A 26162-nucleotide genomic window follows, 5' to 3' on the forward strand; every position below is an offset into this window, starting at 1 on the left:
ATCGATTAGGGGGATAAGGTCATGAAAAAGAAACTATTAATCTTGCTTAGCGCAGTAATGGCATTTTCTTTAATCCTTTCTGCTTGCGGTGGCGGAGATACTGCAAAACCAGCTGACCCAGGTACAAAAGTAGAGACACCTGCAGAAGGTGAAAATGCAGGAGGAACACCTGCAGAGGGTGAGCTAGTAACAGAAGGTACAATCAAAGCTACTGATCCTAGCAAATCCCCTGCGAATGCAACAGCTCGTAAGGATACTGTCATTGTTGGTATGCCTGCACCTTCTGGTGTATTCCACCCGCAATATGCTGAAATTGCATATGATGCATATGTTGCTGAAACACTATTTGCTAGCATTTTGCAAGTTCAAAAGGACGGTACGTATGCTCCAAGTCTAGGAAATTACAAAGTATCTGAAGACAAAAAGACACTTACATTTACATTGGAAGATGCAAAATTCAGTGATGGGAAGCCTGTTACGGCAGAAGACGTAGCATTTACATTTACATTGTACTATGACAAATCTTATGATGGTCCGACTGATGCGTATGCCTACGCTCCGATCGTAGGGGCAAAGGATTATAAAGAAGGCAAAGCCCAATCGATTTCAGGTATTAAAGTAATTGATCCTAAGACGCTTGAAGTTACATTGGAGACGCCATCTGTACTATCTTTGGACGTATTTGGTACGGCGGGTATTATACCTAAGCATGTTTATGGAGCTGCTTATAAGCCAGGCGACTTGAGCAAGATGAAAGATACATTCACAACGCCAGTCGGCGCTGGTCCATATAAATTGGAAAAATGGGTAGCAGGACAAGAAGTTGTGTTCAAAGCGAATGAACACTACTTCAAAGGGGCACCTAAAGTTCCTAACTTGATCTACAAAGTAACAACAGAAGAAACAAATATGCAGCTCGTGCAAACGGGAGACACAGATGGTGAAGTTAACATCTCTGCATCTTTAGATAATGTGGAAGCAATTAAAGCACTTGAATTCGCTGACCTTACGTTGAACCCAACGAATGGTTATGGCTATATCGGTTTGAATCATAAAGACGAGCGCTTCAAAGACAAGAAAGTACGTCAAGCATTGGTGTACGGCTTGCAGCGTCAAGAAATCGTTGATGGTGTTTACCAAGGTCTAGCAGACGTTGTTAACGTTCCTCAGTCCAAAGTATCTTGGGCTTACACAGATGAAGTGAACAAGTACGATTACGATCTTGAGAAAGCGAAAGCGTTGCTTGACGAAGCAGGCTGGAAAGAAGGCGCTGACGGAATCCGTGAGAAGGACGGCAAGAAGTTCAAGATTACATTTACAGCTTCCACACCGAACGCAGTAAATGAAGTGTTGATCCCAATCGCTAAAGAAAATTATGCGAAGCTTGGAATCGAGTTCGTTCCAGATCAAATGGACTTCAACGCATTGCAGGATAAAGTGAAAAAAGGCGACTTCGAGATGGTATTCTTGGCAGTTGGTCTAACACCTAACCCGCAAACAGCACAAGGTACGTTCCGTACTGGTGGTAACCAAAACGATTACTTCTTCTCAAATGCACGTGTAGATGAATTGTTCAAGCTTGCAAATGAAGAATACGATCTTGATAAGCGTAAAGCTTACTACAAAGAAATTTATCAAATTGCGAACGAAGAAGTTGCACACATCTACTTGTATCAACGTCGTGATACATTGACTGCAAACGCTCGCGTAAAAGGTTTCGATGTATCACCATACAAACGCTTCACGTTTGATACGCCAGTTATTGAAATTCAATAATAGTAGCACAGTGCAGTATGCCCGATGCTCAGCCGATTTTTTGGCTGAGCATTTAGGTTTATTAGAGCTAGGAGGAAAATTTTATGACAACTCAAGTCATTCGTCGCCTCTTGCAGACGATCCCGACACTAATCGGGGTGTCAATCGTATTGGTTCTAATCTTCCACCTGATTCCAGGTAACTTCGTAGATTCGAACCCAACTATTTCGAAAGAGCGCGCAGCAGAATTAAAAGAAATGTACGGGTTGACAGACCCTGTTCATATTAAATATTTAAAGTGGGTAAAAGGTGTTTCAACGGGTGACTTAGGATATTCTATTCAACATAAACAGCCTGTTACCACGATTATTGATCGTTATGTATGGAACTCTGTATTGATTGCTGGAGTGGTATTGATCTTCAGTTGGACGATAGCGATATTTGTAGGGGTATTTTCAGCAGTACGTCAACACTCTTTCTATGATGGACTAATTACATTTTTAGTATTTGCAGTTATGTCATTGCCATCATTCTTTATCGGGTTGCTCGCGATTAAGTTCTTCGCTGTTGATAATCGAATATTCCCAGTTGGCGGAATGATTACGACAGGGGCCAATTACGAAGGATGGGCTCACATATGGGATGTCATTGAGCATATGTTCTTACCTGTAATCGTCCTCACAGCGTTGAACGTTGGTGGATTAACTCGTTATTTCCGTACAAGCATGCTTGATGTAATCAAGCAGGACTTTATACGTACAGCACGTGCGAAAGGATTAAAAGAACGTACTGTTATATTCAAGCACGCCTTGCGTAATGCATTAATTCCAGCGATCACATTGCTAGGGTTTGAGATTCCAGGACTATTTGCAGGGGCGATGATAACAGAGAAAATCTTTAACTGGCCAGGTATCGGAAGTATTTTCTTGAATGCAATTAATGCTCGTGACTACTTCCTCATGCTTGGATATACGTTCTTTATCGCTTTCTTGACTATAATTGGAAACGTTATCGCGGACTTATTGTATCGTGTTGCGGATCCACGTGTTCGTATGAAATAGAAAGGGGTATTGCTAGTGTCTGAAGCAGTTGTTCGTTCCAATGCGGTGGAAGTAAAGCCGCCTACTAAGAAGCCAGCTTCTCCATGGAGATTGGCTCTACGTGAAATGAGAAAAAATAAACTTGCGATGGCAGGTTTTGTAGTACTCATATTAATGTTTCTTTTCTGTTTCGTCGGTCCATTGCTATCACCTTATTCGATAAATGACGCGATGAATGTTCGCAACGGAAACAAGCCACCTAGTGCTCAGCATTGGCTAGGAACCGATAAAGTAGGACGAGATGTCTTATTACGAGTTATGTTGGCAGGTAGAACATCGTTATTAGTTGGTATCGTTGCGATGATGGTATCGGTCGCGATCGGCAGTACACTCGGGGCAATTGCAGGCTATTATCGCGGATGGGTCGATACGATCATTATGAGATTGGCAGATATTATTATGTCAATTCCAAGTTTACCAATCCTTATTATTCTTGGAGCGGCATTGTCAGAGTTGAAGATGGACCCGGCAAATCGAATTTATCTAGTTATGTTTATTATCGGATTTTTAAGTTGGCCAGGCTTGGCACGTCTAGTCCGTGGTCAAATCTTAATGCTTCGTGAACAAGAATTTATGCAAGCAGCGGAAGTACTAGGTCTACGTGACCGTCGCAAAATATTCCGTCACTTGCTCCCGAATACGGTTCCTATCATTATCGTTGTTGCTACATTATCGGTAGCAAACGGGATTTTGACAGAGTCAGTACTAAGTTTCTTGGGCTTGGGTGTTGTTCCACCGACACCATCATGGGGTAATATGATTTCTGCAGCGAACTCGATGATTGAGTTCCAGAAGCGTCCATGGTTGTGGATTCCACCAGGCGTATGTATTTTTATCACTGTTGTCGCTATTAACGTAATGGGCGATGGCTTACGTGATGCACTTGATCCGAAATCGAAGAGGTAGGGGAACGTTATGGCAAATAATCTAATTGAATTCCGTAATTTGCGGACTAACTTCTACACAAGTTCAGGTGTAGTAAAGGCAGTTAATGACGTAAGCTTCTCCATTAGAGAAGGCGAAACGCTTTGTGTTGTAGGTGAATCGGGCTGCGGTAAGAGTGTTACAGCAATGTCATTAATGCGTCTCGTTTCTCCACCGGGGAAAACAGAAGGCGGTCAAATTTTATATAAAGGTCAAGACTTGTTAACTTTGAAAGAGCGTGATATGCGTCATATTCGTGGTAACGAAATCGCAATGATTTTCCAAGAGCCAATGACGTCGTTGAACCCAGTATTAACAATTGGAGATCAAATTACAGAGCCACTCTTAATTCATAAAGGCATGACTCGCAAAGATGCAAAGAAGCGTGCGATTGAATTGATTGAGCTGGTAGGCATCCCACGCGCGGCGAAAATTTTCGATTCTTATCCACATGAGTTATCTGGTGGTATGCGTCAGCGTATTATGATAGCGATTGCGTTAAGTTGTGATCCGAAGCTGCTTATTGCTGATGAGCCGACAACGGCATTGGATGTTACGATTCAAGCTCAAATTCTTGACTTGATGCGTAACATTAAGAGTGAGTTTAATACTGCTATCATGATGATTACGCATGACTTGGGTGTTGTAGCTGAAATGGCAGACCACGTTGTTGTTATGTATGCGGGGAAAGTTATCGAGGAAGCGCCTGTTCGTGAATTGTTTGCGAACCCGAAGCATCCATATACGCAGGGATTGATGCGTGCGAAGCCGATTCTTAATCAACGTCAAGATCGATTGTATACGATCCCAGGACAAGTACCAAACCCTGTGGAGTTAGGAAATAACTGTTACTTTAACGATCGTTGTGAGCATTGCATGTCCGTTTGTGTGGATAAGCAGCCTGTCTTGACAACATATGAGAATAAGCACAAAGCAGCTTGCTGGTTGTATGAAAAAGGAGGGGAAGTTTCATGACAACACCATTGTTGGAAGTCAAGAATCTAAAGAAATACTTCCCTATCCAAGGTGGTATTTTCGGAAAAACAGTTGGAAATGTACGAGCAGTAGACGATGTATCCTTTACGTTAAATAAAGGGGAAGCGCTTGGACTAGTAGGAGAGTCTGGTTGTGGTAAATCTACGACAGGACGTACCATTCTTCGTTTGTTGGAGAAGACGGAAGGCCAAGTGTTGTTCAATGGTACAGACATTCATGCATTGAAGAAAGCTGAGCTGCGTAAGCTTCGCCCAGAGATGCAGCTTGTATTCCAAGATCCGTACAGCTCTTTGAACCCGCGTATTAAGGTTGGCGAAGCGATCGGTGAAGCACTTGTTGACCACGCGATTATGTCAAAGAAAGATGTTCGTGATTACGTGAAGGAAATTTTGACCCTTTGCGGCTTGGCACCGTATCATATTGATCGTTATCCGCATGAGTTCTCAGGTGGTCAGCGTCAACGTATCGGCATCGCTCGTGCGTTAGCGTTGAACCCTCAATTTATCGTAGCGGATGAGCCGGTATCAGCTTTGGACGTGTCGATCCAAGCACAAATCATTAACTTGCTTAGTGATTTGCAGGAACAAAAGAACTTGACGTACTTGTTCATTTCCCATGACTTGTCCGTTGTAGAGCACTTGTGTAACCGTGTAGGTGTAATGTACTTGGGTTCTTTGGTAGAGTTAGCACCGCGTGAGGAATTGTTCAGTCGTCCACTGCATCCGTATACACAAGCGTTGATGTCTGCGATTCCAGTACCAGACCCAACGCGCAAATCAGAGCGTATCGTGCTACAGGGTGACATTCCGAGCCCGGCGAACCCGCCAAGCGGCTGCAAATTCCATACGCGTTGTCCGTATGCGGTGGAAAAATGTAAGTCCGAAGTTCCACAGTTCAAAGATGTAGGCAGCGGTCATTTTGTAGCTTGTCACCTTGTAGCTAACTAGATCTCTCTTTGGTCTAAATGATCGCTATGATGATAGTTGTTGTGTAAAGGCTTTCCTATTAAGTAGACTATTACTTGTAGGAAAGCTTTTTATTTTTACTTAAGGAGGAACAATTGATGATCAGAGTTGCAGTACTAAGTTATTGGCATGTCCATGCTGAGGAATATACAGAGGCATTTCGCAATCATGCTGAGACAGAAGTGGTAGCGATATGGGATGACAATACGGAACGCGGTGCCGCGTATGGCGAGCGATATGGTGTACCTTTTATTCCTTCTCTTGATGAACTGCTCGCTCGTCATGATATAGATGCTGTAGTCGTTACAACTCCTACTGTTATGCATGATGATATTATTAAACGTGCTATTCAAGCGAGTAAGCATGTATTTACAGAGAAGGTGCTTTCCATAACTGGTACAGGTGCTGCTGAGTTGGCCGATCAAGCGCGGCTCCATAATGTTATTTTAACAGTTGCGCTCAAACGCCGGTATGAGCATGAAGGGATTACATTGGAACATTTTGTGAAGTCTGGCGTAATCGGAAAACTTACCTCCATTCGTGTTCGCCTCGCTCATAATGGAGCGATAGCGGGGTGGCTGCCTGAGCACTTTTACAGCATGAAGGAATGCGGGGGTGGAGCGATGATTGATCTTGGCTGCCATCCGATGTATCTTATCCGACTTCTAGCAGGTTTACCGCAGGGCATTTCTGCTGCTTATGGATACGTCACTGATCGTGAAGTAGAAGATCATGCAGCAGCGCTGCTGCACTATGATAACGGTGTTATCGGAATAGCAGAGACGGGTTTCGTAACAGGCGGTTCACCGTATACGATCGAGCTTCATGGTACACAGGCAAGCTTACTTTATACCATGGAAAATAACGTAGGCCAGCTCATCCTTCGCCGTGCAGATGGTACATCTAAGCAACTAGAGTTACTTCAACCGAACGGTTCTATGTACGATGAATGGATTAACCGTATTCTAGGTGCGAAGCAAGAGGGAGATAATATAGCGTTGGCGATTGATCTAAGCCGAATGATGGAAGCAGCGAATGAATCGGCAAGGACAGGAAATATGATTCGTATTCGGTGATACTTTTTTAAAGTGATAGCTTCCTGGATAATTGTAAGCGTTATTATTTATTCGCAGCTGAGCTTGTTATGCCGTGGGAAAGCTTACGAAGAACTAAGATAAGCCAATGATAAAACATGATATGCCACTATTGTGTTGTGAGCTTGCCCTAACGAACGCTAATGCGGCTATTATTACAAAATCGTGGATATTTGATCTCTAACGTTCGTAAAAGAGCCTATTTTAGTAATTTTGGAGATAGAACTGTTTAATCTGGGAAATAAGCTCTCCGGCAATCATTAGAATTCAGAATAACTAAATATAAGCAGAAAAGCCTCTGTGGCAACCGTTAACGCAATGAATGCTATCGAAAGTGGCATTGCCTATTGGTTGAACTAAGAGGGAGAAGTGAAATAAGGTTGGAGATAGATAGAGAAAAGAGAGATAGAAAGAAAGAGGGACTTGCCTGACAAGTAGAACATCTCTACAAGTCAGCAGGTCCCTCTTCTCTATATATAAGTGCTGTGCGATTCGTTAAATCTTAAGTACGCCGCCTTGGCTTGCATTCGTAACGAGCTTGGAGTAGCGTGCTAGATAGCCGGTTTTAACTTTTGGCTCAAAGTCTTTCCAATTAGCACGACGTGCCTCTAATTCTTCATCCGATATTTGCAGCTCTATTTTGCGGTTGTGTAGGTCAAGGTCGATAATATCTCCGTCATGAACGAAAGCAATCGGTCCGCCCTCTGCTGCTTCTGGAGAGATGTGGCCAATACTGATACCGCGAGATGCCCCTGAGAAGCGTCCATCTGTGATTAGACCGACTTTGGCCCCTAGACCCATACCTACGATTTGTGAGGTAGGTGCAAGCATTTCTGGCATACCAGGGCCGCCTTTAGGACCTTCATAGCGAATGACAACAACATGTCCTTCTTTAACGAGGCCGTTTGCGATACCAGCGAGCGCTTCATCTTGAGAATCAAAGCAGATAGCTGGGCCGACATGGCGCCCACCAACAGATGCGTCAACAGCTCCAACCTTGATAATAGCACCTTCAGGAGCCAAGTTACCGAACAGAACAGCCAATCCGCCGCGCTCTGAATGCGGATTATCTAATGTATGGATAACATCTGTATCTTGAATTGGTGAATCTTGTACGTTCTCACGTAATGTTTTGCCTGTTACGGTTATACAATCGCCGTGCAGAGCCCCTTCTTTCTTGAGCAGCTCATGAAGTACAGCGCTGACACCACCAGCCAAATGAACATCTTCAATATGATAGTCAGAAGCTGGAGCAATCTTTGCCAAATGAGGTACGCGCTGCGCCACTTCATTAATGCGAGCAATTGGATAGTCAATACCTGCTTCAATCGCGATAGCGAGCGTATGCAGCACCGTATTTGTAGATCCACCCATTGCCATATCGACTGCGAATGCATTATCGATAGCTTCCTTCGTCACGATGTCACGTGGTTTTAAGTCAGTTTTGATTAGTTCCATAAGTTGCTTCGCGGATTTCTTAACGAACTCGCGGCGCTCTGGAGATACGGCTAGTATCGTACCATTACCTGGTAGAGCGATACCCATTGCTTCGGCTAGACAGTTCATAGAGTTGGCTGTGAACATACCAGAGCAGGAGCCGCAAGTAGGGCAACCGTATTGTTCAAGTTCCGTTAGACTTGCTTCATCTATTTTACCAGCTTGGAACGCTCCTACGCCTTCAAATACACTTGACAAGGAAATCGAACGACCGTTGGAATCTTTACCTGCTTTCATTGGTCCACCGCTTACAAATACAGTAGGGATATTGACACGCAATGCCCCCATAATCATGCCTGGTGTAATCTTGTCGCAGTTAGGAATGCACACCATACCGTCAAACCAGTGTGCGGATACTACAGTTTCTAGCGAGTCTGCAATAATTTCTCGGCTAGGGAGGGAATAACGCATACCGATATGGCCCATCGCAATTCCGTCATCAACACCAATCGTGTTAAATTCGAACGGAACACCGCCAGCTTCACGAATTGCTTCTTTTACGATCTTACCGAATTCCTGCAAATGAACATGGCCAGGAACGATGTCTATGTACGAGTTACATACAGCAATAAACGGCTTGTCAAAGTCTTCTTCCTTCACGCCGGCAGCGCGCAGCAAGCTGCGGTGAGGGGCGCGATCGAAACCTTTCTTGATCATGTCTGAACGCATCTTAGGGGCTTTCATATCCAATATCCTCCACTTCTTCGCGTTATTGCATTGGTGTGTGTATATTTCTATTGAGTCTATCACAACTAATGAGTAATTTCTACCAAGAAACGGTTGGTCTTGCTAAATGCTCAGTAGAGGACACAAACAATTATGAAAACTGAAATATGCTGTGATATTATGGATACATTTGACACCAATGATGCTAATTGATACCATAATTATGTAATAAAATTAAATAGATTACTTTCTTTTATTAGTTATAGGCCCAAGTCTATTAAATCCGAATGGAGAGGATCGTGAATAGCAATGGATAAGCAAGCTGCGCAAACTAACAATCAGGTATGGGAGTGGGCCAAAGCCATTTTATTGGCTGTTATCATTTTCTTTATACTCCGGTCGTTCATAGCTTCACCTTCTGTCGTAAGTGGGTATTCCATGGAACCTAGGCTGTATACAGGTGAAAGAGTTATTGTTAATAAACTACTTTATCAGTTTGCTGAACCTAAAAGAGGAGAAATTATTGTCTTTCAATCCAAAAAAGGGCCTGATCATATAAAGCGAGTGATTGCACTACCTGGTGAGAAAGTACGTGTAGAAGGAGATCGAGTTTATATAAATGGCAAGCTGTTTGATGAGCCGTACTTAAAAGAAGCCGTCGAACAAGCTAAAAAGGCAGGAACTTCGTACAATTTCATAGATTTTGCTGAGCAAACTGTCCCAGAAAATACGTTGTTCGTTATGGGAGATAATCGATCCAAAAGCAGAGACAGCCGTGATCCTTCTGAAGGATTTGTCGATTTTGATGATATAGTAGGGCGGGCAGAGGTAGTCTTTTGGCCGCTGAATAATATTGAACTTATAAAATAGCTATAGACTAGATGAGCGGGTTAAGATGCAATCAAAGAAGACACGGAGCAATCCGTGTCTTCTTTGCAGGAGTGAAGCGTGTGAATTATATATGAAGCATCTGACTGGGATAACTTGCAGCGCATTGAGGGAAAGCGTTAGCGGGGGGAGGCTAACTATGCTTCATACGCCGTCGCCTTGGTTGAAGGCGAATCCAGCCAAATACAGCTTCTCCATTTGGTTCGATGAATGGGTGACAAACCGTTTTTACGAACCGATGAGTGAGAATAATAGTACAACCTACAGATAGCAGTATGAGACAACTTGCCAATATACTCGAATCGATGTACGTATAGAGCCCAAAGTATTCAGCGAATCGAATGAGCAGCCCATGTATCAGAAATACATACAAAGTTCGTCGTCCGCAATCGGTAATTGCACATATGCGCGTAGGAACCCATGCTAGAAATGCTGCAGATGCGAGCAGTTCCAATGCATAGATAGATAGTCGCATCATGATGGCTAGTGAATTCATTTGCCAGCCTAATTGTTCATACGTAAAGCTATTCATAAGCCACGCAGGATCGATATAAGGATGCAGTTGAAATAGTGCGATAAGCAAAATTCCAGATATGCTTGCAGCTATAAAACGTATAGGTGTAGCGAACCATCGAGCTAACGTGTCAAAAGGAAAATAGTATCCGATAATAAAAAAGGGCAAGTACACGAATGTACGGGAAAGTCCCAGCCAATCTCCTTCAATAGGAATGAATCCTATACACACACCTAACGCTACGGCTACCCAAATGGGATAGCGTACATTCCATCGAATGAAGCTTCGCAGCACAAGTCTCCATATCGCATGACCGACAAGAAACCATAGCAATAAATAAGGAACAAAGAAGGAATGCGTAATACCAGGAACCTGAAACAGCGTCATATCTAGTACAGAGTAAATCGATTGAAACAGTACATACTGCAAGGCAATTTGCTTTAAGATTCGGTTGCCATTCGGTCCAAATAAATTCGTTCTTGCAAAATAGCCTGTAACACCTACAAAGAGCGGCATATGGAATGTAAATATCCACAAAAATAAAGCTTTCATCCCAGGCATGGTGTTAATTAGCGGCTCAATTGCATTTGCAATAAAGACGGTGACGATAAGCATAAATCGTAAGTTGAGTCCGAATGTCTCTCCACTCCCATGTGAGATTGTCGGCACTTTACTTCGCGTGCGATGAGGCACAAAGCGAAGCCACATGGTTAAGTCCTCCTCTAGGATGCGGCCTATTTCACTCGCGATGCTGCATTCATTTATCTATATCCACAAGATATCATACGATGACACAATAGATTGTGATCGATGTCACAAACATTTGGATAGATCGTTTTACCTTATGACATTTCTTTGAACGAGGAATGTAGGTAGTACGATGTAGAACGATGAAATCTATTATCCTTTTGAACAATAGCTGCGAGATTCCGAAGTCGCAGGTGAGGATAAAGATTGACGGTAACTTTTGGTAGAGATACACTTAAGTTATATCCAAGACGTGGAAGGAGCGGTTGTCTCTCATGAATGAAACGTTGTCTCATCGTGATCAGCTAGAGTTAGTCACGTTAGGTGAATCGATGGCACTGCTACATGCGGCTGATTCACGGGGACTTGAATATGCTTCTACCGTTCAGAAGTCTTTTGGCGGTGCTGAAAGCAATGTAGCTATCGGACTGTCTAGATTAGGACATCGTGCTGCATGGATGAGTTTACTTGGTGACGATCCATATGGACATTATGTGGCGAAAGCCATTCGTGGCGAAGGCGTTGACATTTCACGTGTGAATCATATTGCGGGTTCACCAACCGGTATTATGCTGCGAGAGTCTGTAGGCGGCCGTTCATCTGTCTACTACTATCGGAAGCATTCTGCTGCAAGCACGATGCGACCTGACATGCTGGATACATCATTTATTCAGTCAGCACGTATGCTCCACGTGACAGGGATTACATGTGCCTTGAATGATAATTGTGCCACTACGGTTGAGGCTGCTGTTCGTATAGCTAAGGATGCGGGGCGCAAAGTCAGCTTTGATCCGAATTTGCGCTTAAAACTCTGGTCGATTGAAGAAGCAAGAGCACGATTGCTGCCCTTGGCTCATGAATGCGATTATTTTTTGCCTGGGCTCGATGAATTAAAGCTGCTCTACAACTCGGACGATGAGCGTCATATTTTCAAACAGCTGGCTACGATGCCTGCAGTGTGCATTGTTAAAGGTGGTATTGAGCAGGGGCGCGGTGTGAACTATGTCGTTCGTGGTTCTCAAGTGGATGAGGTTCCGTATCAGCCTGTCGAGCATGTGTTGGATACCGTAGGTGCTGGAGATGCTTTCTGCGCAGGTGTATTGTCTGGATTATTGCGTGGCTATGAGCCTGTTGAGGCGGTACAGCTAGGCAACGTATCAGGGGCTATGGTCGTTCAAGCAGTAGGGGATTGGGAAGCGCTTCCTACTTGGAAGCAAGTACAGGCTAGTTTGGCGAATTCGATACATATTGAGAGATAAATGGATAAGGGAGAGTGCTTAACTGATGAACAAGATTAGACTTCTACAGGCCATTCATGTTGAAGGTGTTGTTGCTGTCCTTCGTGCAGATAGTTACGAGCAAGTTGTTGAAATGGCAGAGCAAGCGATAGCAGGCGGCATTCGCGTCATCGAGATTACATTGACCGTTCCACATGCGTTGCGAGCAATTGAACAGCTTAGTATGAAGTATTCATCTGATCCACAGTCCGATCGTCCTTATGCGATTATAGGAGCGGGTACCGTATTAGATTCTGCTACTGCCCGTGCTGCCATGTTGGCAGGTTCCGAATTCATCGTGAGTCCATCTCTAGATCCCGAAACAGTGAAAATGTGTAATTTGTATCAAGTACCGATGATGCCGGGCACGATGACGATCAAGGATGTGCAGCATGCGTTAGAGCTAGGCGTTGACATTGTAAAGCTGTTCCCAGGAAATATGTTTGCACCATCTATCATTCAAACGTTAAAAGGTCCGCTTCCGCAAGCGAACTTTATGCCGACAGGTGGAGTGAATGTTAGCAATATTGGCGAATGGCTGCGCTCGGGAGCTATCGCCGTTGGTATCGGTTCTGATCTTACGAAGGAAGCCGTTGCTACGGGTGATATGAGCCATGTGCGCAAGCAAGCAGAACGCTATAGACAAGCTTATGATCAGGCAAAGGCTGAATTATCAGCCAAAGCTGAGCTCGCGGTACGTTCTTAAATCAGTCATTTCTATATACAGACATAATGGTGCCGTTTGAGGTCTTTTACAGCAATTTGACCTTGACCGGCATCTTTTTTGTAGTTTTTTGTTTTGTGCGAGTTCGATGTATAATTGTACGAGTAAAATGAAGTGATAAAGGAGATGCGTGTAGGAATGCCAAGCCGAACCTACTCATTTGATGAAGCTGCTGATAAGCTTGCCCAATATATAAGCGAACACAGTCGAATCGTATTTTTTGGAGGGGCGGGTACTTCTACCGAAAGTGGTATCCCTGACTTCCGTTCACAAGATGGGGTTTTTGCCGAACAACAAGTTTATCCGCATGCTCCAGAAATTATGGTCAGCCGACCTTTTTATGATCGAGATCCAGAAATGTTTTACACGTTCTATCGTGATAAATTGATTCATCCTGAGGCGAAGCCGAATGTAGGACATTATGTATTAGCTCAATTGGAGCAGCAAGGGAAGCTTCAGGCTATCATTACTCAAAATATTGATGGACTGCATCAGGCGGCGGGAAGTAAAGAGGTTATTGAGCTTCATGGTTCCGTACATCGCAATAATTGTCGGTCGTGTAGAAAGCGTTATCCACTAGCAACCGTACTGGAAAGTGAAAGTGTCATTCCACATTGCCCGGCATGTGGAGGAGTGTTGAAGCCTGATGTCGTGCTGTATGGAGAAACGTTGGATGAACAAGTGATTGCGAATGCGGTTCGTTATGTTCAGCATACGGATCTGCTTATTATTGCAGGGACATCTTTATCCGTGCAGCCAGCTGCAAGCTTTGCTCAAATGGGGAGTCAAGCAGCTACTGTTATTATTAATCGAACAAGTACACCGTTTGACCATGAAGCAGATGCTGTATTCCATCATTCATCGGGACATTTGCTGGAAGCAGCGTTTAAGCGAATATAGATAGTTTGGAATCAAAATACGCAAATCAATTCGTAGAGAAGCAACAACTTAGGGAGTGGACAAAATAATGAGAATGCTAGGTATTGATCTTGGAACGACGAATCGCAAAGTTGGTTTGTTTGAGGAGAACGGAGAGGTTGTAGGTATTGTTAGCCGTCCGACTCTGACTCAGGATACTGGGGAAGGATACGTCGTTTATGATGCCGAGCAACTGTGGAACGATGTTGTTGAAATGATTAGAGAGTTGACGGAGCAGCATGGGGGAGCAAACATTGCTGCGATTGGTATCGCTAGTATGGCGGAAAGTGGGCTCCTTCTACATAAGGACAGCGGTGTTATACAATCGCCTTTGCTGCCATGGTTTGATACAAGTTCAACGCCGCAAGCAGAGCGAGTGAGAGCAGCAGATGATCGTTTGAAGCTATTTCAGCGCAGCGGGCTGCACTTATCCTTCAAGCACGGCTTGCCAAAGCTGTTATGGCTGCATGACCGAGATCCAGACATGTTCCGAGATGCAAGATGGGTGTCTGTGTCAGGGTTTATTGCTTATCGTCTTAGCGGTGTCATGGCCTTTGATCCTTCTCTAGCTACGAGGACATTTGTTTATGACATGCGCACGAATGACTGGGATCGCGAATGGATTAAGAACTTCGGCCTATCTCCAGAATTATTCCCGGATGTATATCCGAGCGGGGCACCGCTTGGTCCAGTGAAGCCGGAGCTTGTACAAGCGCTTGGACTAAGTTCTGCACCTGCTGTTGCGGTTAGTGGGCATGATCATGTATGTGCTTCCTTAGCGGTTGGAGCAGTTGCTCCAGGCGATGTATTTGCCTCGATGGGGACAGCCGAAACGTTGGTTGGATTAATGCATCCAACTCAGCTAGGAGAAGAAGATTTCCAAACGGGATTGTCGTATGGTTATCACGTGATTCCGGGATTGCGTTTCTGGATGGGAGGAAATCCTTCATCGGGTGGATCCTTGGAATGGATCAGACGCCAGTTGGGGGATGATGCACTTTCTTATGATGAGGTCAGAGCTTTATTAACACAGCAGGATCAATATCCTTCTGATGTTATGTTCTTCCCTTACTTAAGCGGAAGTGGGGCACCACACCCAAACTCTAATACCCGTGGAGCATTTATCGGCTTGAGCAATAAGCACGGCAAGGCAGAGCTACTTCAAGCGGTATGTGAAGGGACATCGTATCAGTTAGAGATGATCCGCCGCAGTGGGGAACGCGTATGTGGTCAATCGATTACCGAAATGCGCGCTGTAGGTGGTGGTACACGAGCAGAGCCATGGCTTCAAATGAAGGCGGATGTAACGGGCGCAACGATGATCGTTCCGACAGTAGATGAAGCTACGCTGCTTGGAGCTGCGTATACAGCTATGCTGGGTACGGGACATTTTGCTGATGGAGCAGCGATTCAGCGTCTTATCGAACAGCGAGGCACGAAGCGTGTTGAAGCGAGAGCTGGTTTCCATGAGTGCTATCAGCGTGCTTATGAACAACGGTATGAGCCAACGGCTGCGTTTTTGAGACAACTGCCAGCTATAAAGTAATCGTATCGTAAATAACAGTGAAAGGGTGTCTCTTTGGAGATGCCCTTTTGTTTACATGAATGAACATTATCATTGATAAGAACGATAAGAATAATAGTGAGTGTGTACGCTATACAACCGGAGGAGTGGCATGTTTACAACGACCAAGTTTACAATTGGTGAAATGGCTAGAATGCACCGTATACCTGAATCGACTTTGCGTTACTATGATGAAAAAGGGATATTTCATCCTTCCATTGTTGATCCGAAAACACAGTATCGATACTATACGGTAGATCAGTTTTTTATGTTGGATACGATTAAGTTTCTGCGTCATTTGGGCATATCACTAAAGCAGATTAAACAATTTATGGATGAGCGAAGTCCAGCAAAAACATTGGATATTTTAACGCAGCAAAAACAGCTCATGGAACAAAAGCAGCAAGAAATAGCGCTTATGATTGCGAAAATGGACCATAACATACAAGTAATGAGTCAAGCCATGACAGGTATGAAAAATACGGTAGAGTTCAAACGAATCCCAAAAAGAATGATCACATCGGTTCCGATAGCAGCGAATGCAACGGAAGAAATGATGGAATATTACATACACTCGCTGCAAAAAAATGCCCATTTGCATGATATGAGCTTATTTGTTGGGGCCATTGGGGTTACCGTTTCCAAAGAAGATTTTTTACAGGGGAATTACAGTAACTACAAGTGTTTGTTCATTAATGTGAATTCCATGTCTTCTTTAATCGAGAATCATCAGATCATTGAAGAGGGATTGTACGCCTGCGCCTATCATCATGGGCCTTATGAACATACGAAAGAAACGTATGAAATTTTACTGCATGAGATCGAAGCACACAATTATGAAGTAATCGGGGATTCAATTGAGGCAGGAATCGTTGATCTTTCGATGACCAGCAATCCAGAAGCATACATATCCGAGATCCAAATACCTGTTAGGGAACGGTAGAAAAAAATGATTCCTATCCGCTTGACCTTCAAGTAACTTGAAGGTTTACACTGTCATAGTCAACAAGAAGTAAAGGAGATTTAGCGTAATGGCAGGAGCAGAATCAATTGTACATGAAGATTTAAGAACGAAAAGCATCAATAAATTGTTCGTTAGTTATTTAGTACCGACGGTGCTTGGTATGTTGTTGATGTCCATCAATATTGTTATTGACGGTATCATGGTTAGCCGCGGTGTAGGTGCGAACGCACTAGCAGGTGTCAATATCGCGTTGCCGGCGTTCTCGATCATTTTCTCGATCTCGTTATGGATTGGTATGGGGGGAGCTACCTTGTATTCAATCGCGATGGGGGAAAATCAAATTGAACGTGCACGATCTATATTTTCGCAATCGATAACGTTAGCTATTGTCATTGTGGGTATTCTCATGGCGCTATGCCTATGGCAAATCACAGATTTGGCTCGTTTATTTGGTGCTAATGATATTATTTTGCCGTATACGGTTGAGTATTTAGAGGTGTTGCTGACGTTTGGCGTCATTTACGTATTAGAAAATGTGCTGAGCATCTTTATTCGTAATGATGGCAATCCGCGATTAGCAACGATGGGGCTCGTAACAACAGCTGTACTGAATATCGGATTTAATTATATTTTTATTTTCATTAATGGTTGGGGTGTAAAAGGTTCCGCATTAGCGACGATATTATCAGCAGCAATTGGTTTTGGCGTGTTGTTAACACACTTTTTGCGTAAGAAAAGTGTTCTCAAGTGGACAAAGCTTCATTTTGAATGGAAAGTGGTCAAAGATATTCTTATGATTGGATTCCCGAGCTTTGTGACAGAAATGTCCGTCGCGGTCATTACAATCGGTTTTAATGTTGCTTTTATTGCATTTGCAGGAGAAACGGGAGTAGCAGCGTTTGCTGTTGTCAACAGTATCCATTCGATGACCTTATTATTGTTCTTTGGTGTCGGAGCGGCGTTGCAGCCGTTAGTCAGCTTCCATTATGGGGCACAACTGTACGATCGATTAAAAGCGGCCTTGCGTATTGCTGTAAAAACAGCTTTGCTATTCGGAGTGATCGCTATTATCGTCGGATTGCTATTTGGCAAATATATCGTCATGTTGTTTGATATTCAGTCTGAGCAACTGCTTACGCTTACGATTACGGGAATTAGCCTCTTCTTTTTGCAGTACTTGTTCTTAGGCTTCAATATCGTGTACGCTGAATACTATCAATCGATCCGGCAGACGGGTAAAGCAACATTGATCATTTTAAGTCGCGGGTTGATACTTGTCATCCCTTTATTGTGGATCATGCCTAATTTGTTAGGGGTTAACGGGATTTGGCTTGTTCCCGTAGCAGCTGAAGCACTCACGATGATAGCGGTTATTATTATGAACCGTCGAGTCGGAGCGGGATTGAGCATGCAAAAATCATAACCAAGGCACGTGTATATAAGAAAGGTGGAAATATTGTTGTTTACTGAAACGGTGTATGAAGACGAACAATTTATAGAGCTTGAATATCAACAGCAGGAGCTGCGTTCTGTCAAGTTCTACGACTGCACCTTTACGAAATGTGATTTTAGCGAAACGGTGTTTACCGATTGTAAGTTTTCAGGTTGTGTGTTTGAGAACTGTAATATGAATATGATCAGGATGACGGATTGTGAGTTTACGGATGCTCAGTTCACGAATTCCAAGCTCGTCGGCTTAAATTGGACGGAAGCGTCTTGGCCGAAGCTGGCTAGGAAAGGCATGCTCCGATTTGAGCAATGTGTACTGAGTCACTCTACCTTTATAGGGCTTTCTTTGCAAAATGGCTTGATAAAAAATTGCTTAGCTAAAGATGTGGATTTCCGCGAAGCTGATCTAAGTAAAGCAGATATGAGCTACACGGATTTCTCTGAAAGCTTATTCGGCAATACGAATCTAATGGGGGCTGATTTCAGGCATGCTGTTAATTATTCGATTGACCCAGGCTCCAATCGGATCAGCAAAGCTAAGTTTATGATGCCGGAAGCAACTTCGCTGCTCTACAGCATGGATATTCAGATCGTTGAAGAATAGTTATGGGGAGGCGCTTCAACAATAGATGTTAACATCATGATATCATTCCTCTTCGTTGTGTTCTGCTTGCTCTCCCTGCTGTCAATTGTATGGACAAGCTGGAGAAATGGCATTTCGCCTATGCCCTCGTCAGCACCTGTCCGTCTCGCTGTTGCGAATGAAGTGAATCGGCTTCGTGGCAGTGGACTTATCGTAGAAGCAGGATCTGGCTGGGGGACGCTGGGGATACATTTGGCGAAGCATTGTAAAGAGTGGCGAGTTGTCGGAATTGAGAATTCTCCTCTTCCTTTGCGTGTATCGCAGCTGCTGGCATGGATTAGCTTAGGGAGGACCTCGAAGAGTAGAGCTTCTTTTCAAAAAGGGAATATCTATACGTGGTCGTATGCTGATTCGGATCTAGTTGTCTGTTACTTGTATCCAGGCGCGATGCAGCAGCTAGCTTCCGTTCTCCATCGTGAATTAAGATCTGGTACACGTGTAATTAGTGTGTGCTTTGCCATACCAGATTGGTCGCCAGAGAAAGTTGTTACTTGTAGGGATCTTTATCGTACGAAGGTTTATGTATATAAAGTAGAATAGAAAGCTAGCCCCTTTCAAGTGAAGGGAGCTAGCTTTTTTGTGTTTAGAGTGAAAGGGAATGAAGCAGTCAGATGCAGCGCTGCTGTAAATTCGAGAATCGGGAGAAGAATACTAGAATTATTTTTTGCGTTGACAATAAAAGTCTTTCTTTCTCTTTATTGTTCATGCCATAATGTTCGGTGTAAGGTTATTTTTAATAAACCTACATCGGGGGAGGAGAAAGTTTATGCGTATGCGCAAAGGATTACTGCTAGTACTGGCAACACTTCTTATCGTATTGACAGGATGTCAAGCAGTTGGGGGAGTGGAAGTTGGAACGGCACTCAAACAACTTGCAACGGTGAAGTCACTAGAGAGCAAGGGTTCATTCGCTATTAAAATTAACGTAGCGCCGAATGCGAAGTTGGATAAGGAACAACGCGAAGTTATTGATTTGATTAACAGCACTCGCATCGAAACGTTAACAAAAGTTCAGGACACCAATAATGTTTCGGTTAAAGGAACAGCATACATAAAGGATAAGAAGCTTGGGTTCCACATGGTAGTTGACAGCAAGCAAATGGCAGTTCATGTTGATGGGGCGAAAGCTCCTATCGTCGTGTCATTTATGCCTGAGGGAATGGAAGGATTCAATTTGGAGGACTTCCCTATTTTGAGTCCGGCAGTCCAAAATCAATTCCAAGAAAAATTCGTTTCATTCTTTGTCAAGCATGCACCTAATCCGACAGTTATAGATGTAAAGGCGACTGAGGAAACGGTATTTGACCAGAAGCTGAATGTGAATCGTATCCATGCAGAGTTTGGTGCGAATGAGACATTTGATTGGACACGAGGTCTAATTAAATCTGTAGTTGCTGATGAAGCAGGCACGAAAGCATGGCTGAAAGATGTCATTACGACATTTGGCGAAGTTATGAAGACGATGGACGATAGTGCTGAGGTACAATTGCTAGTTAAGAACAGCGAAACTTCTGCTAATCTGGCATACAGCTGGTTGAAGGACAATGGGGTAAAAGCTGTAGATGAATTCGAACAAGAGTTGAAGAGATTGTTGAAAGGTCTTCCTAGTTACGCTCCATTGATGAGCAAAGACACGAACATTAAGGTAGATTGGTTCGTTGATTCAGAATTAAATACGCACAAAATGTTGAGCGAGTTCAATCTTGCACTTCCGCAAGACAGTGTTTTCCCGTTCACAAGTGTGCAAGTGAAGCAATCAGTGGAATACCGTAATGTGAATAAGCCAATATCTGTTGATTCATTGGATACGTCCAAAGCATTAAAAGCAACAGATCCTACGCTTACGCCTGGGGATTGGCTGCGTCATTTTGATTCCAACTCCGACATGCACAAGTTCATGTTAGAAACAGGATTCACGAACAAATATGTGATGTTGTCGTTGTTTGAGGACGATGGTTATGAAGATTGGGGCTATGATCATCCTCGTCCGATCGTAGAGAAAGGCAAAACATTCGTGCCTCTTCGCTATGTAGCAGAATCGTTCGATGCAGATGTGAAATGGGATAAGAGCAAGAAACAAATTCGTATCGTTGACGATATTACACAAAAAGTGATTATTTTGAACGTTGATAGTAAATCTGCGAAAGTGGATGGCAAAGCTGTAGCGTTGAAAAACGCACCTAAGCTGGTTAAAGGTACGGTATATGTTCCTTTAGTTGAGGTTGCTGATTTCCTTAATGTTAAAGCTAAATTCCAGAGTCATGAATATGGGAAGTGGATTTCGCTCCAGCGTAACTAATTGACCATAGCAAGATTGTGATAGGTACGGCCATTAGCGATTCGGCTAGCCTTATCAAAACTTTCAATTATATGAGAGCTCAAGTTGACCAACCTGTAGAGGTGGAACAACTTGAGCTTTTTTTATTGTGATAGAAATATTATTTCGCCTTTTAAATACATTTATTTACATAAATATAAGTGAATTGTCTTGACTTGGAAAAAATGATGGATAAAATAATTCAATAACACTACAAAGCGTTACAGGTTTTATGCTTTATTGCGAAAAAGTGAGAGGGGATCGGATCGAATGAATAATAAGCGATTATCAGGCTGGGCAGTATGTGCAGCAATACTATTGTTGTTAACGACAGCATGCGGTGAAAAGGCTAAAGATGCAGCAAGCGGACAACAGCAGGGCGGAGCGAACAATGCTGACAAAGTGTCCATTGGAATTACGCAAATTGTTCAGCACACTTCTTTGGATGAGGCGAGAAAAGGATTTATACAAGCGTTGAAAGATAACGGCTATGAAGAAGGCGTCAATCTGGAGATCGATTATAAGGATGCACAGAACGATATAAACAATACGAGTACGATTGCACAGAAGTTCGCGAGTGACAACAAGGATCTTGTACTTGCGATCTCTACTCCGTCTGCACAGGCGGCAGCGCAGCAAATTAAAGATGTTCCTATTTTATTTACGGCTGTCACAGATCCTGTTGGTGGTCAACTTGTCAGCAGTATGGAGCAGCCAGGAGGCAATGTAACAGGTACGACCGATTTGCATCCAGAAGCGATATCTACCTTAATGGAATTTGTTAAGACCTCGATTCCTAATGCGAAAGCGGTCGGCATTATTGCCAATGAAGGAGAGCAAAACACGGTTACGAATATTACGCAGGCAAGAGAAGCTTTAGAAAAGCAAGGACTAGAAGTAGTCGTCGCTCCCATTACGAATAGCTCGGAAGTAAAGCAAGCGGCTGAGTCTTTAATTGGCAAAGTACAAGCGATATATGTTCCATCTGACAATACGGTTGTTAGCTCGTTAAGCACAGTCGTTGCAGTTGCTAATGAGCAGGATATTCCTTTGTTTGTAGCGGAGAAAGATTCCGTGAAGAACGGTGGGGTTGCCTCGTTTGGCTTTGAATACTATGATATCGGCTATGCAACGGGAGAAATGGCCGTAGACATTTTGAAAAACGGTAAGAAACCTGCTGATATGCCAGTTCAGGTGCCAAAAGAATTGGATCTAGCATTGAATATGAAATCGGCTGCTGAACAAGGATTTACGGTAACGGATGATATGAAGAAAAGCGTTAAGAAAGGGAATTTATTTGAATAATGAAGCGGCCCGCTTACTCGCTAGGCGGGCTTACACGTTGACATAACATCGTCGGGAGGTTGCACAGTATGCTAGGTTCAGGGTTTTGGACGGCCATGTACAAGTCATTTGAGTTAGGCCTGCTATATGCGATTATGGCACTTGGCGTTTATGTAACGTTTCGAGTATTGGACTTTCCTGATCTGACGGTTGATGGAAGCTTTACAACAGGAGCGGGCATTGCAGCTATCGGTATTAGCTCTGGACTTCATCCATTGGCAGCGACTTTGTTGGCTGTTGCAGGTGGTGCGCTTGCAGGTATGATGACGGGACTCATTCATACGAAGGGGAAGATTAATCCGTTGTTGTCAGGTATTTTAATGATGATCGCTCTTCACTCTATTAATTTGCGTATTATGGGTAAGCCTAATATCGGGTTATTGAATCAAGAGACATTGTTTACGTCACTCGAAAAAGGCTTTATGTTCATCGCAGTCGTTGGTGCGTTGGTACTAGTCATCAAATTTATTATTGATGGGTTCCTCAAAACGGATATCGGCTTAGCGTTAAGGGCTACAGGTGATAATGCTCGCATGATTCGCAGCTTTGGCGTTAAGACGGATTCCACAATTGTTGTCGGTGTAAGCTTATCCAATGCGCTTGTAGCGTTATCGGGTGCACTAGTTGCGCAGTACCAAGGATATGCGGATCTTCAATCTGGAGTGGGCATGATTGTCATTGGGCTTGCCTCTGTTATTATCGGTGAAGCGATATTTGGTAAGCGTACGATTGCGCGAGTAACGTTCGCTGTCCTATTAGGAGCTGTATTGTACCGATTAATTTTGGCTGTTGCTTTGCAAATGGAAGTGGATTCTACGGATTTGAAGCTGCTAACGGCGTTAATCGTTATTTTTGCGCTAACTTTGCCTAGAATTAGAGGCAATATGAAACAGAAAGCTGTGAGTCGTAAGCGCGCTGTGGAGATGATGAAGGTAGGAGGGGAAGGCTGATGCTTCATATTGAACAAGTGAGCAAAGTATTTAATCCGGGCTCTCCTGATGAGAAGCTTGCCTTGTCTCATATTAATCTCCAACTGCGTGCAGGTGAATTTGTTACAATTATCGGTAGTAATGGTGCTGGGAAATCGACTTTGATGAATTTGATTTCTGGGGTGTTGTTCCCTGACATTGGATCGATATCTATCGGGAATCAAGCTGTAACATCTATGCCTGAACATGCCCGTAGTCGCTTTATCGGGCGTGTATTTCAAGACCCGATGGCTGGAACAGCACCTTCGATGACAATTGAAGAGAACTTGGCGATCGCGAAGCGTCGAGGCAAGCGACGAGGTCTTAGCTTCGGTGTTAAGCGTGCGGATCGGAAATGGTTCAAGGAGCAGCTTGCTACATTAGGCATTGGCTTGGATGATAGGCTTCAAGCGAAAGCAGGATTGCTCTCTGGCGGAGAGCGCCAAGCGTTAAGCCTGTTAATGGCAACGTTTATGAAGCCTAAGCTGTTATTGTTGGATGAGCATACCGCTGCACTTGATCCTGCAAGAGCCGAACTAATTACCACTCTGACAGAGAGGATTGTTCAGGAGCATCAACTAACCACATTGATGGTAACTCATAATATGGAGCAGGCAATCCGTCTTGGCAATCGACTTATTATGATGGACAAAGGACGAATTATTTTGGATATCGGAGCCGAGCAAAAAAGGAAGCTAACGGTGGATAAGCTACTTTATGAATTTGAACGGATTCGTGGTGCTAAGTTGGCAGATGATAGAGTGGTGCTCGGTGGATAATGGCTTGAATGAATAGGTCCTGATGCTTATGTTGCACCCTAGTGGTTATGCAAAATAAGTATCAGGACCTGTTTGCGTAAACGCTCTCTTGTATTGAAGGTTAAATATGGTACAATACTTGCAATATGTGACATTTTGTCGCATTTTGTCCGCTGCATGTGAGCGGGGGTGAACTGTACCATTTTTAGCCGGATGAAGAGGGGAAGAATGAACATGAGAAGTAGAAGAAAAGGCAGTATTATGCTTAGGATGATTATCGTAGTAACTGTTACGATGATTGCGTTATGCTCTACCCTGATATTCAGGGAGCTAAATATTCAACGAAGTATGTATGTCGGTTCACTTGAACATCGGTTAAAAGTAATGGTAGATCTTGAGCTACAGGAATTAAATTCCTCAATTAGACAAGCCTCTTATACATTGTCAGATAGCAACGCTAATACTGACTTTAAAACAAATACGACATTTATTATGATCCGTGAAAAATTGAATTTTTTAACGAAAGATGATGTAGTTAGTACATACGTATTACTTCCCGATCCAGTAAAGACAGATAACGGAACCGGATTCAAAATTGTACAGGGCAGTAACTCATTTGAACAGCGAGGTCTTACCCCAGGGAAGACGTTCGAGGCTGATCCAGAAATCGTAGCTGTATTGGATAAGCTAAAGAAGAATGGAGTTGCAACATCCTCAGATCATGAAATTGGTGATAGTCATGTTATGACATCCCTTCATGTTATCAAAAATGAGCAAGGTCATACGATAGGGATTCTAGGCATGGAATTTAATTACGAAATTATTGAAGTGGAGCTTAATGCCATATTGCTAGAAACACTTGGTATAACAGCTGCTATAGGGATTGTAAGCTTACTTTTGCTAGCGAGTTATATTCGGGTAAGTCTCAAGCCGCTCCAGCATATGAGCGAACTCGCTGAGAAGGCAGCAGAAGGAGATTTGACGGTTCGCTTGCAAGTTAAGAAATTAGACGAAGTCGGTCGAGTATCTGAATCCTTTAACCGAATGATTGAACGTCTAAGTTTGCTTATCCATGATGTTCGGCAGATGTCATCGGATGTAGCACTTGCTTCTACGAAGCTTGAGCTTGCAGCGGATGATACGTCGATGTCCGCGGCAGAGGTTAATGCAGCTATGCAGCAGGTTGCTTCTGGGGTAGCTATGCAGCAAACTAGTGTATATGAAACCAAGCAAGCGATGACCGAAATAGCAGCGGGCGTGACACAGATGGCAGAAACCTCTTCTACGGTTGCAGATCAGATGGATGCTTCTTCCCAGCAAACAAAAGAAGGTCGTCAAGTCATTACGCGCACGGTTCAGCAGATGGAGCGAATTGGTGAAGCTTCACAGCAAACCTATAGTGCTTTAAGCGAGCTGACGGGGCATGTTACAGAGATAAGTGAAGCGATTGCTTTTATACAGGGCATTGTGAAGCAAACAGAACTGCTTGCGTTAAATGCATCTATTGAAGCAGCGCGTGCTGGAGAGCACGGAAAAGGGTTCCAAGTCGTTGCCGTAGAAGTGCGTAAGCTTGCCGAGCACTCTAAAAATTCATTAGAGCATATTATGACGCTAATTAGCGGCATTCATGCACGCAATGTGCAAACGACTACTGCCGCTGATCATCAACGTCGAGCGGTTACGGATGGACTTGCTGTCGTGAAAGTGGCGGATGAAGCCTTTGTACAAATTGCAGAGTCCATTCAACAAATAACGAGCCTTGTTCAAGAAACAAGCCAAGTTTCTGCGGAGATGTCTGCTGCTTCGGAAGAAGTGATGGCTACTTTGGATCAATTGAACGATATTGCATTGCAAAGTACAGATTATTCCAATACGGTGGCTGCTTCAACGGAACAGCAAACAACGATGGTGGAGCAAATGAAGAGTGAAGTTGCTCGACTTCATACCATTAGTAAGGATCTTGAGCATCAGTTATCACAATTCCGACTGTCTGAAGAACGGTAATAGAAATGAAAGGATGCCTGAGGCTTGTACACGCAGCTTCAGGCATTTTTTTGTGTTCGTAGTGTGGATATAACACACATATACAG

Annotated in this window: 22 protein-coding genes; 20 read left to right on the top strand and 2 right to left on the bottom strand. The window is 43.6% G+C overall.

Features of this window, described 5'->3' with window-relative positions:
- Window positions 1–21: 21 nt before the first annotated feature.
- From IFO66_RS11565 to IFO66_RS11590, 6 genes are all read left to right on the top strand, one after another.
- On the top strand, window positions 22–1776 hold the full coding sequence (locus tag IFO66_RS11565) for an ABC transporter substrate-binding protein (RefSeq protein WP_192025297.1): 1755 nt from the start codon (window positions 22–24) through the stop codon (window positions 1774–1776).
- 83 nt (window positions 1777–1859) lie between these two features.
- Window positions 1860–2816 carry an ABC transporter permease gene (locus IFO66_RS11570; RefSeq protein ID WP_192025298.1) on the top strand — a complete coding sequence of 319 codons (957 nt, stop codon included), beginning with the start codon at window positions 1860–1862 and terminating at the stop codon, window positions 2814–2816.
- A 15-nt stretch (window positions 2817–2831) separates the two neighbouring features.
- Window positions 2832–3761 carry an oligopeptide ABC transporter permease gene (gene opp4C / locus IFO66_RS11575; RefSeq protein ID WP_028596027.1) on the top strand — a complete coding sequence of 310 codons (930 nt, stop codon included), beginning with the start codon at window positions 2832–2834 and terminating at the stop codon, window positions 3759–3761.
- A gap of 9 nt (window positions 3762–3770) precedes the next feature.
- Window positions 3771–4754: an ABC transporter ATP-binding protein gene (locus IFO66_RS11580; protein WP_192025299.1), complete on the top strand. Its 984-nt coding sequence runs from the start codon at window positions 3771–3773 to the stop codon at window positions 4752–4754.
- On the top strand, window positions 4751–5722 hold the full coding sequence (locus IFO66_RS11585) for an ABC transporter ATP-binding protein (RefSeq protein ID WP_192025300.1): 972 nt from the start codon (window positions 4751–4753) through the stop codon (window positions 5720–5722). Before IFO66_RS11580 ends, IFO66_RS11585 begins: the two co-directional genes overlap by 4 nt.
- Before the next feature lie 116 nt (window positions 5723–5838).
- On the top strand, window positions 5839–6816 hold the full coding sequence (locus tag IFO66_RS11590) for a Gfo/Idh/MocA family protein (RefSeq protein WP_192025301.1): 978 nt from the start codon (window positions 5839–5841) through the stop codon (window positions 6814–6816).
- Window positions 6817–7329: 513 nt separating this feature from the next.
- On the opposite strand, the gene ilvD is transcribed toward IFO66_RS11590, so the two are convergent.
- The gene (ilvD, locus tag IFO66_RS11595; protein WP_192025302.1) at window positions 7330–9015 is read right to left on the bottom strand and encodes a dihydroxy-acid dehydratase; all 1686 of its coding nucleotides are present in this window, start codon (window positions 9013–9015) and stop codon (window positions 7330–7332) included.
- Window positions 9016–9306: 291 nt separating this feature from the next.
- Between ilvD and lepB the strand changes: the two genes are divergently transcribed.
- Complete coding sequence (gene lepB, locus IFO66_RS11600) at window positions 9307–9867, top strand: signal peptidase I (RefSeq protein ID WP_192025303.1); 561 nt, start codon at window positions 9307–9309, stop codon at window positions 9865–9867.
- Window positions 9868–10018: 151 nt separating this feature from the next.
- On the opposite strand, the gene IFO66_RS11605 is transcribed toward lepB, so the two are convergent.
- Complete coding sequence (locus IFO66_RS11605; protein ID WP_192025304.1) at window positions 10019–11107, bottom strand: acyltransferase family protein; 1089 nt, start codon at window positions 11105–11107, stop codon at window positions 10019–10021.
- A gap of 314 nt (window positions 11108–11421) precedes the next feature.
- On the opposite strand from IFO66_RS11605, the gene IFO66_RS11610 reads away from it, so the two are divergent.
- The 13 genes from IFO66_RS11610 to IFO66_RS11670 all read left to right on the top strand — a co-directional run bounded on the left by IFO66_RS11610 (window position 11422) and on the right by IFO66_RS11670 (window position 26076).
- A complete protein-coding gene (locus IFO66_RS11610; protein ID WP_192025305.1) occupies window positions 11422–12405 on the top strand; it encodes a sugar kinase in 984 nt (327 codons plus the stop codon).
- Between the two features lie 25 nt (window positions 12406–12430).
- Entirely contained in the window at window positions 12431–13129 is a 699-nt protein-coding gene (locus IFO66_RS11615; protein ID WP_192025306.1) for a bifunctional 2-keto-4-hydroxyglutarate aldolase/2-keto-3-deoxy-6-phosphogluconate aldolase, read from the top strand.
- A gap of 156 nt (window positions 13130–13285) precedes the next feature.
- Complete coding sequence (locus IFO66_RS11620; protein ID WP_192025307.1) at window positions 13286–14047, top strand: NAD-dependent protein deacylase; 762 nt, start codon at window positions 13286–13288, stop codon at window positions 14045–14047.
- Between the two features lie 67 nt (window positions 14048–14114).
- On the top strand, window positions 14115–15611 hold the full coding sequence (locus IFO66_RS11625; RefSeq protein WP_192025308.1) for an FGGY-family carbohydrate kinase: 1497 nt from the start codon (window positions 14115–14117) through the stop codon (window positions 15609–15611).
- A gap of 130 nt (window positions 15612–15741) precedes the next feature.
- Complete coding sequence (locus tag IFO66_RS11630) at window positions 15742–16572, top strand: MerR family transcriptional regulator (protein ID WP_192025309.1); 831 nt, start codon at window positions 15742–15744, stop codon at window positions 16570–16572.
- Between the two features lie 88 nt (window positions 16573–16660).
- A complete protein-coding gene (locus tag IFO66_RS11635) occupies window positions 16661–18016 on the top strand; it encodes an MATE family efflux transporter (RefSeq protein ID WP_192025310.1) in 1356 nt (451 codons plus the stop codon).
- 36 nt (window positions 18017–18052) lie between these two features.
- Window positions 18053–18646, top strand: coding sequence for a pentapeptide repeat-containing protein (locus IFO66_RS11640; RefSeq protein WP_192025311.1), 594 nt, complete (start codon window positions 18053–18055; stop codon window positions 18644–18646).
- A 36-nt stretch (window positions 18647–18682) separates the two neighbouring features.
- The gene (locus IFO66_RS11645; RefSeq protein WP_192025312.1) at window positions 18683–19225 is read left to right on the top strand and encodes a class I SAM-dependent methyltransferase; all 543 of its coding nucleotides are present in this window, start codon (window positions 18683–18685) and stop codon (window positions 19223–19225) included.
- Window positions 19226–19451: 226 nt separating this feature from the next.
- Complete coding sequence (locus tag IFO66_RS11650) at window positions 19452–20984, top strand: copper amine oxidase N-terminal domain-containing protein (RefSeq protein WP_192025313.1); 1533 nt, start codon at window positions 19452–19454, stop codon at window positions 20982–20984.
- Window positions 20985–21272: 288 nt separating this feature from the next.
- A complete protein-coding gene (locus IFO66_RS11655; protein ID WP_192025314.1) occupies window positions 21273–22307 on the top strand; it encodes an ABC transporter substrate-binding protein in 1035 nt (344 codons plus the stop codon).
- A 68-nt stretch (window positions 22308–22375) separates the two neighbouring features.
- On the top strand, window positions 22376–23296 hold the full coding sequence (locus IFO66_RS11660) for an ABC transporter permease (RefSeq protein ID WP_192025315.1): 921 nt from the start codon (window positions 22376–22378) through the stop codon (window positions 23294–23296).
- On the top strand, window positions 23296–24093 hold the full coding sequence (locus IFO66_RS11665) for an ABC transporter ATP-binding protein (protein WP_192025316.1): 798 nt from the start codon (window positions 23296–23298) through the stop codon (window positions 24091–24093). Before IFO66_RS11660 ends, IFO66_RS11665 begins: the two co-directional genes overlap by 1 nt.
- A 213-nt stretch (window positions 24094–24306) precedes the next feature.
- Complete coding sequence (locus tag IFO66_RS11670; protein WP_192025317.1) at window positions 24307–26076, top strand: methyl-accepting chemotaxis protein; 1770 nt, start codon at window positions 24307–24309, stop codon at window positions 26074–26076.
- Window positions 26077–26162 lie beyond the last annotated feature (86 nt).

Source organism: Paenibacillus arenosi, assembly GCF_014841135.1.
Lineage (GTDB): Bacteria > Bacillota > Bacilli > Paenibacillales > Paenibacillaceae > Paenibacillus_B > Paenibacillus_B arenosi.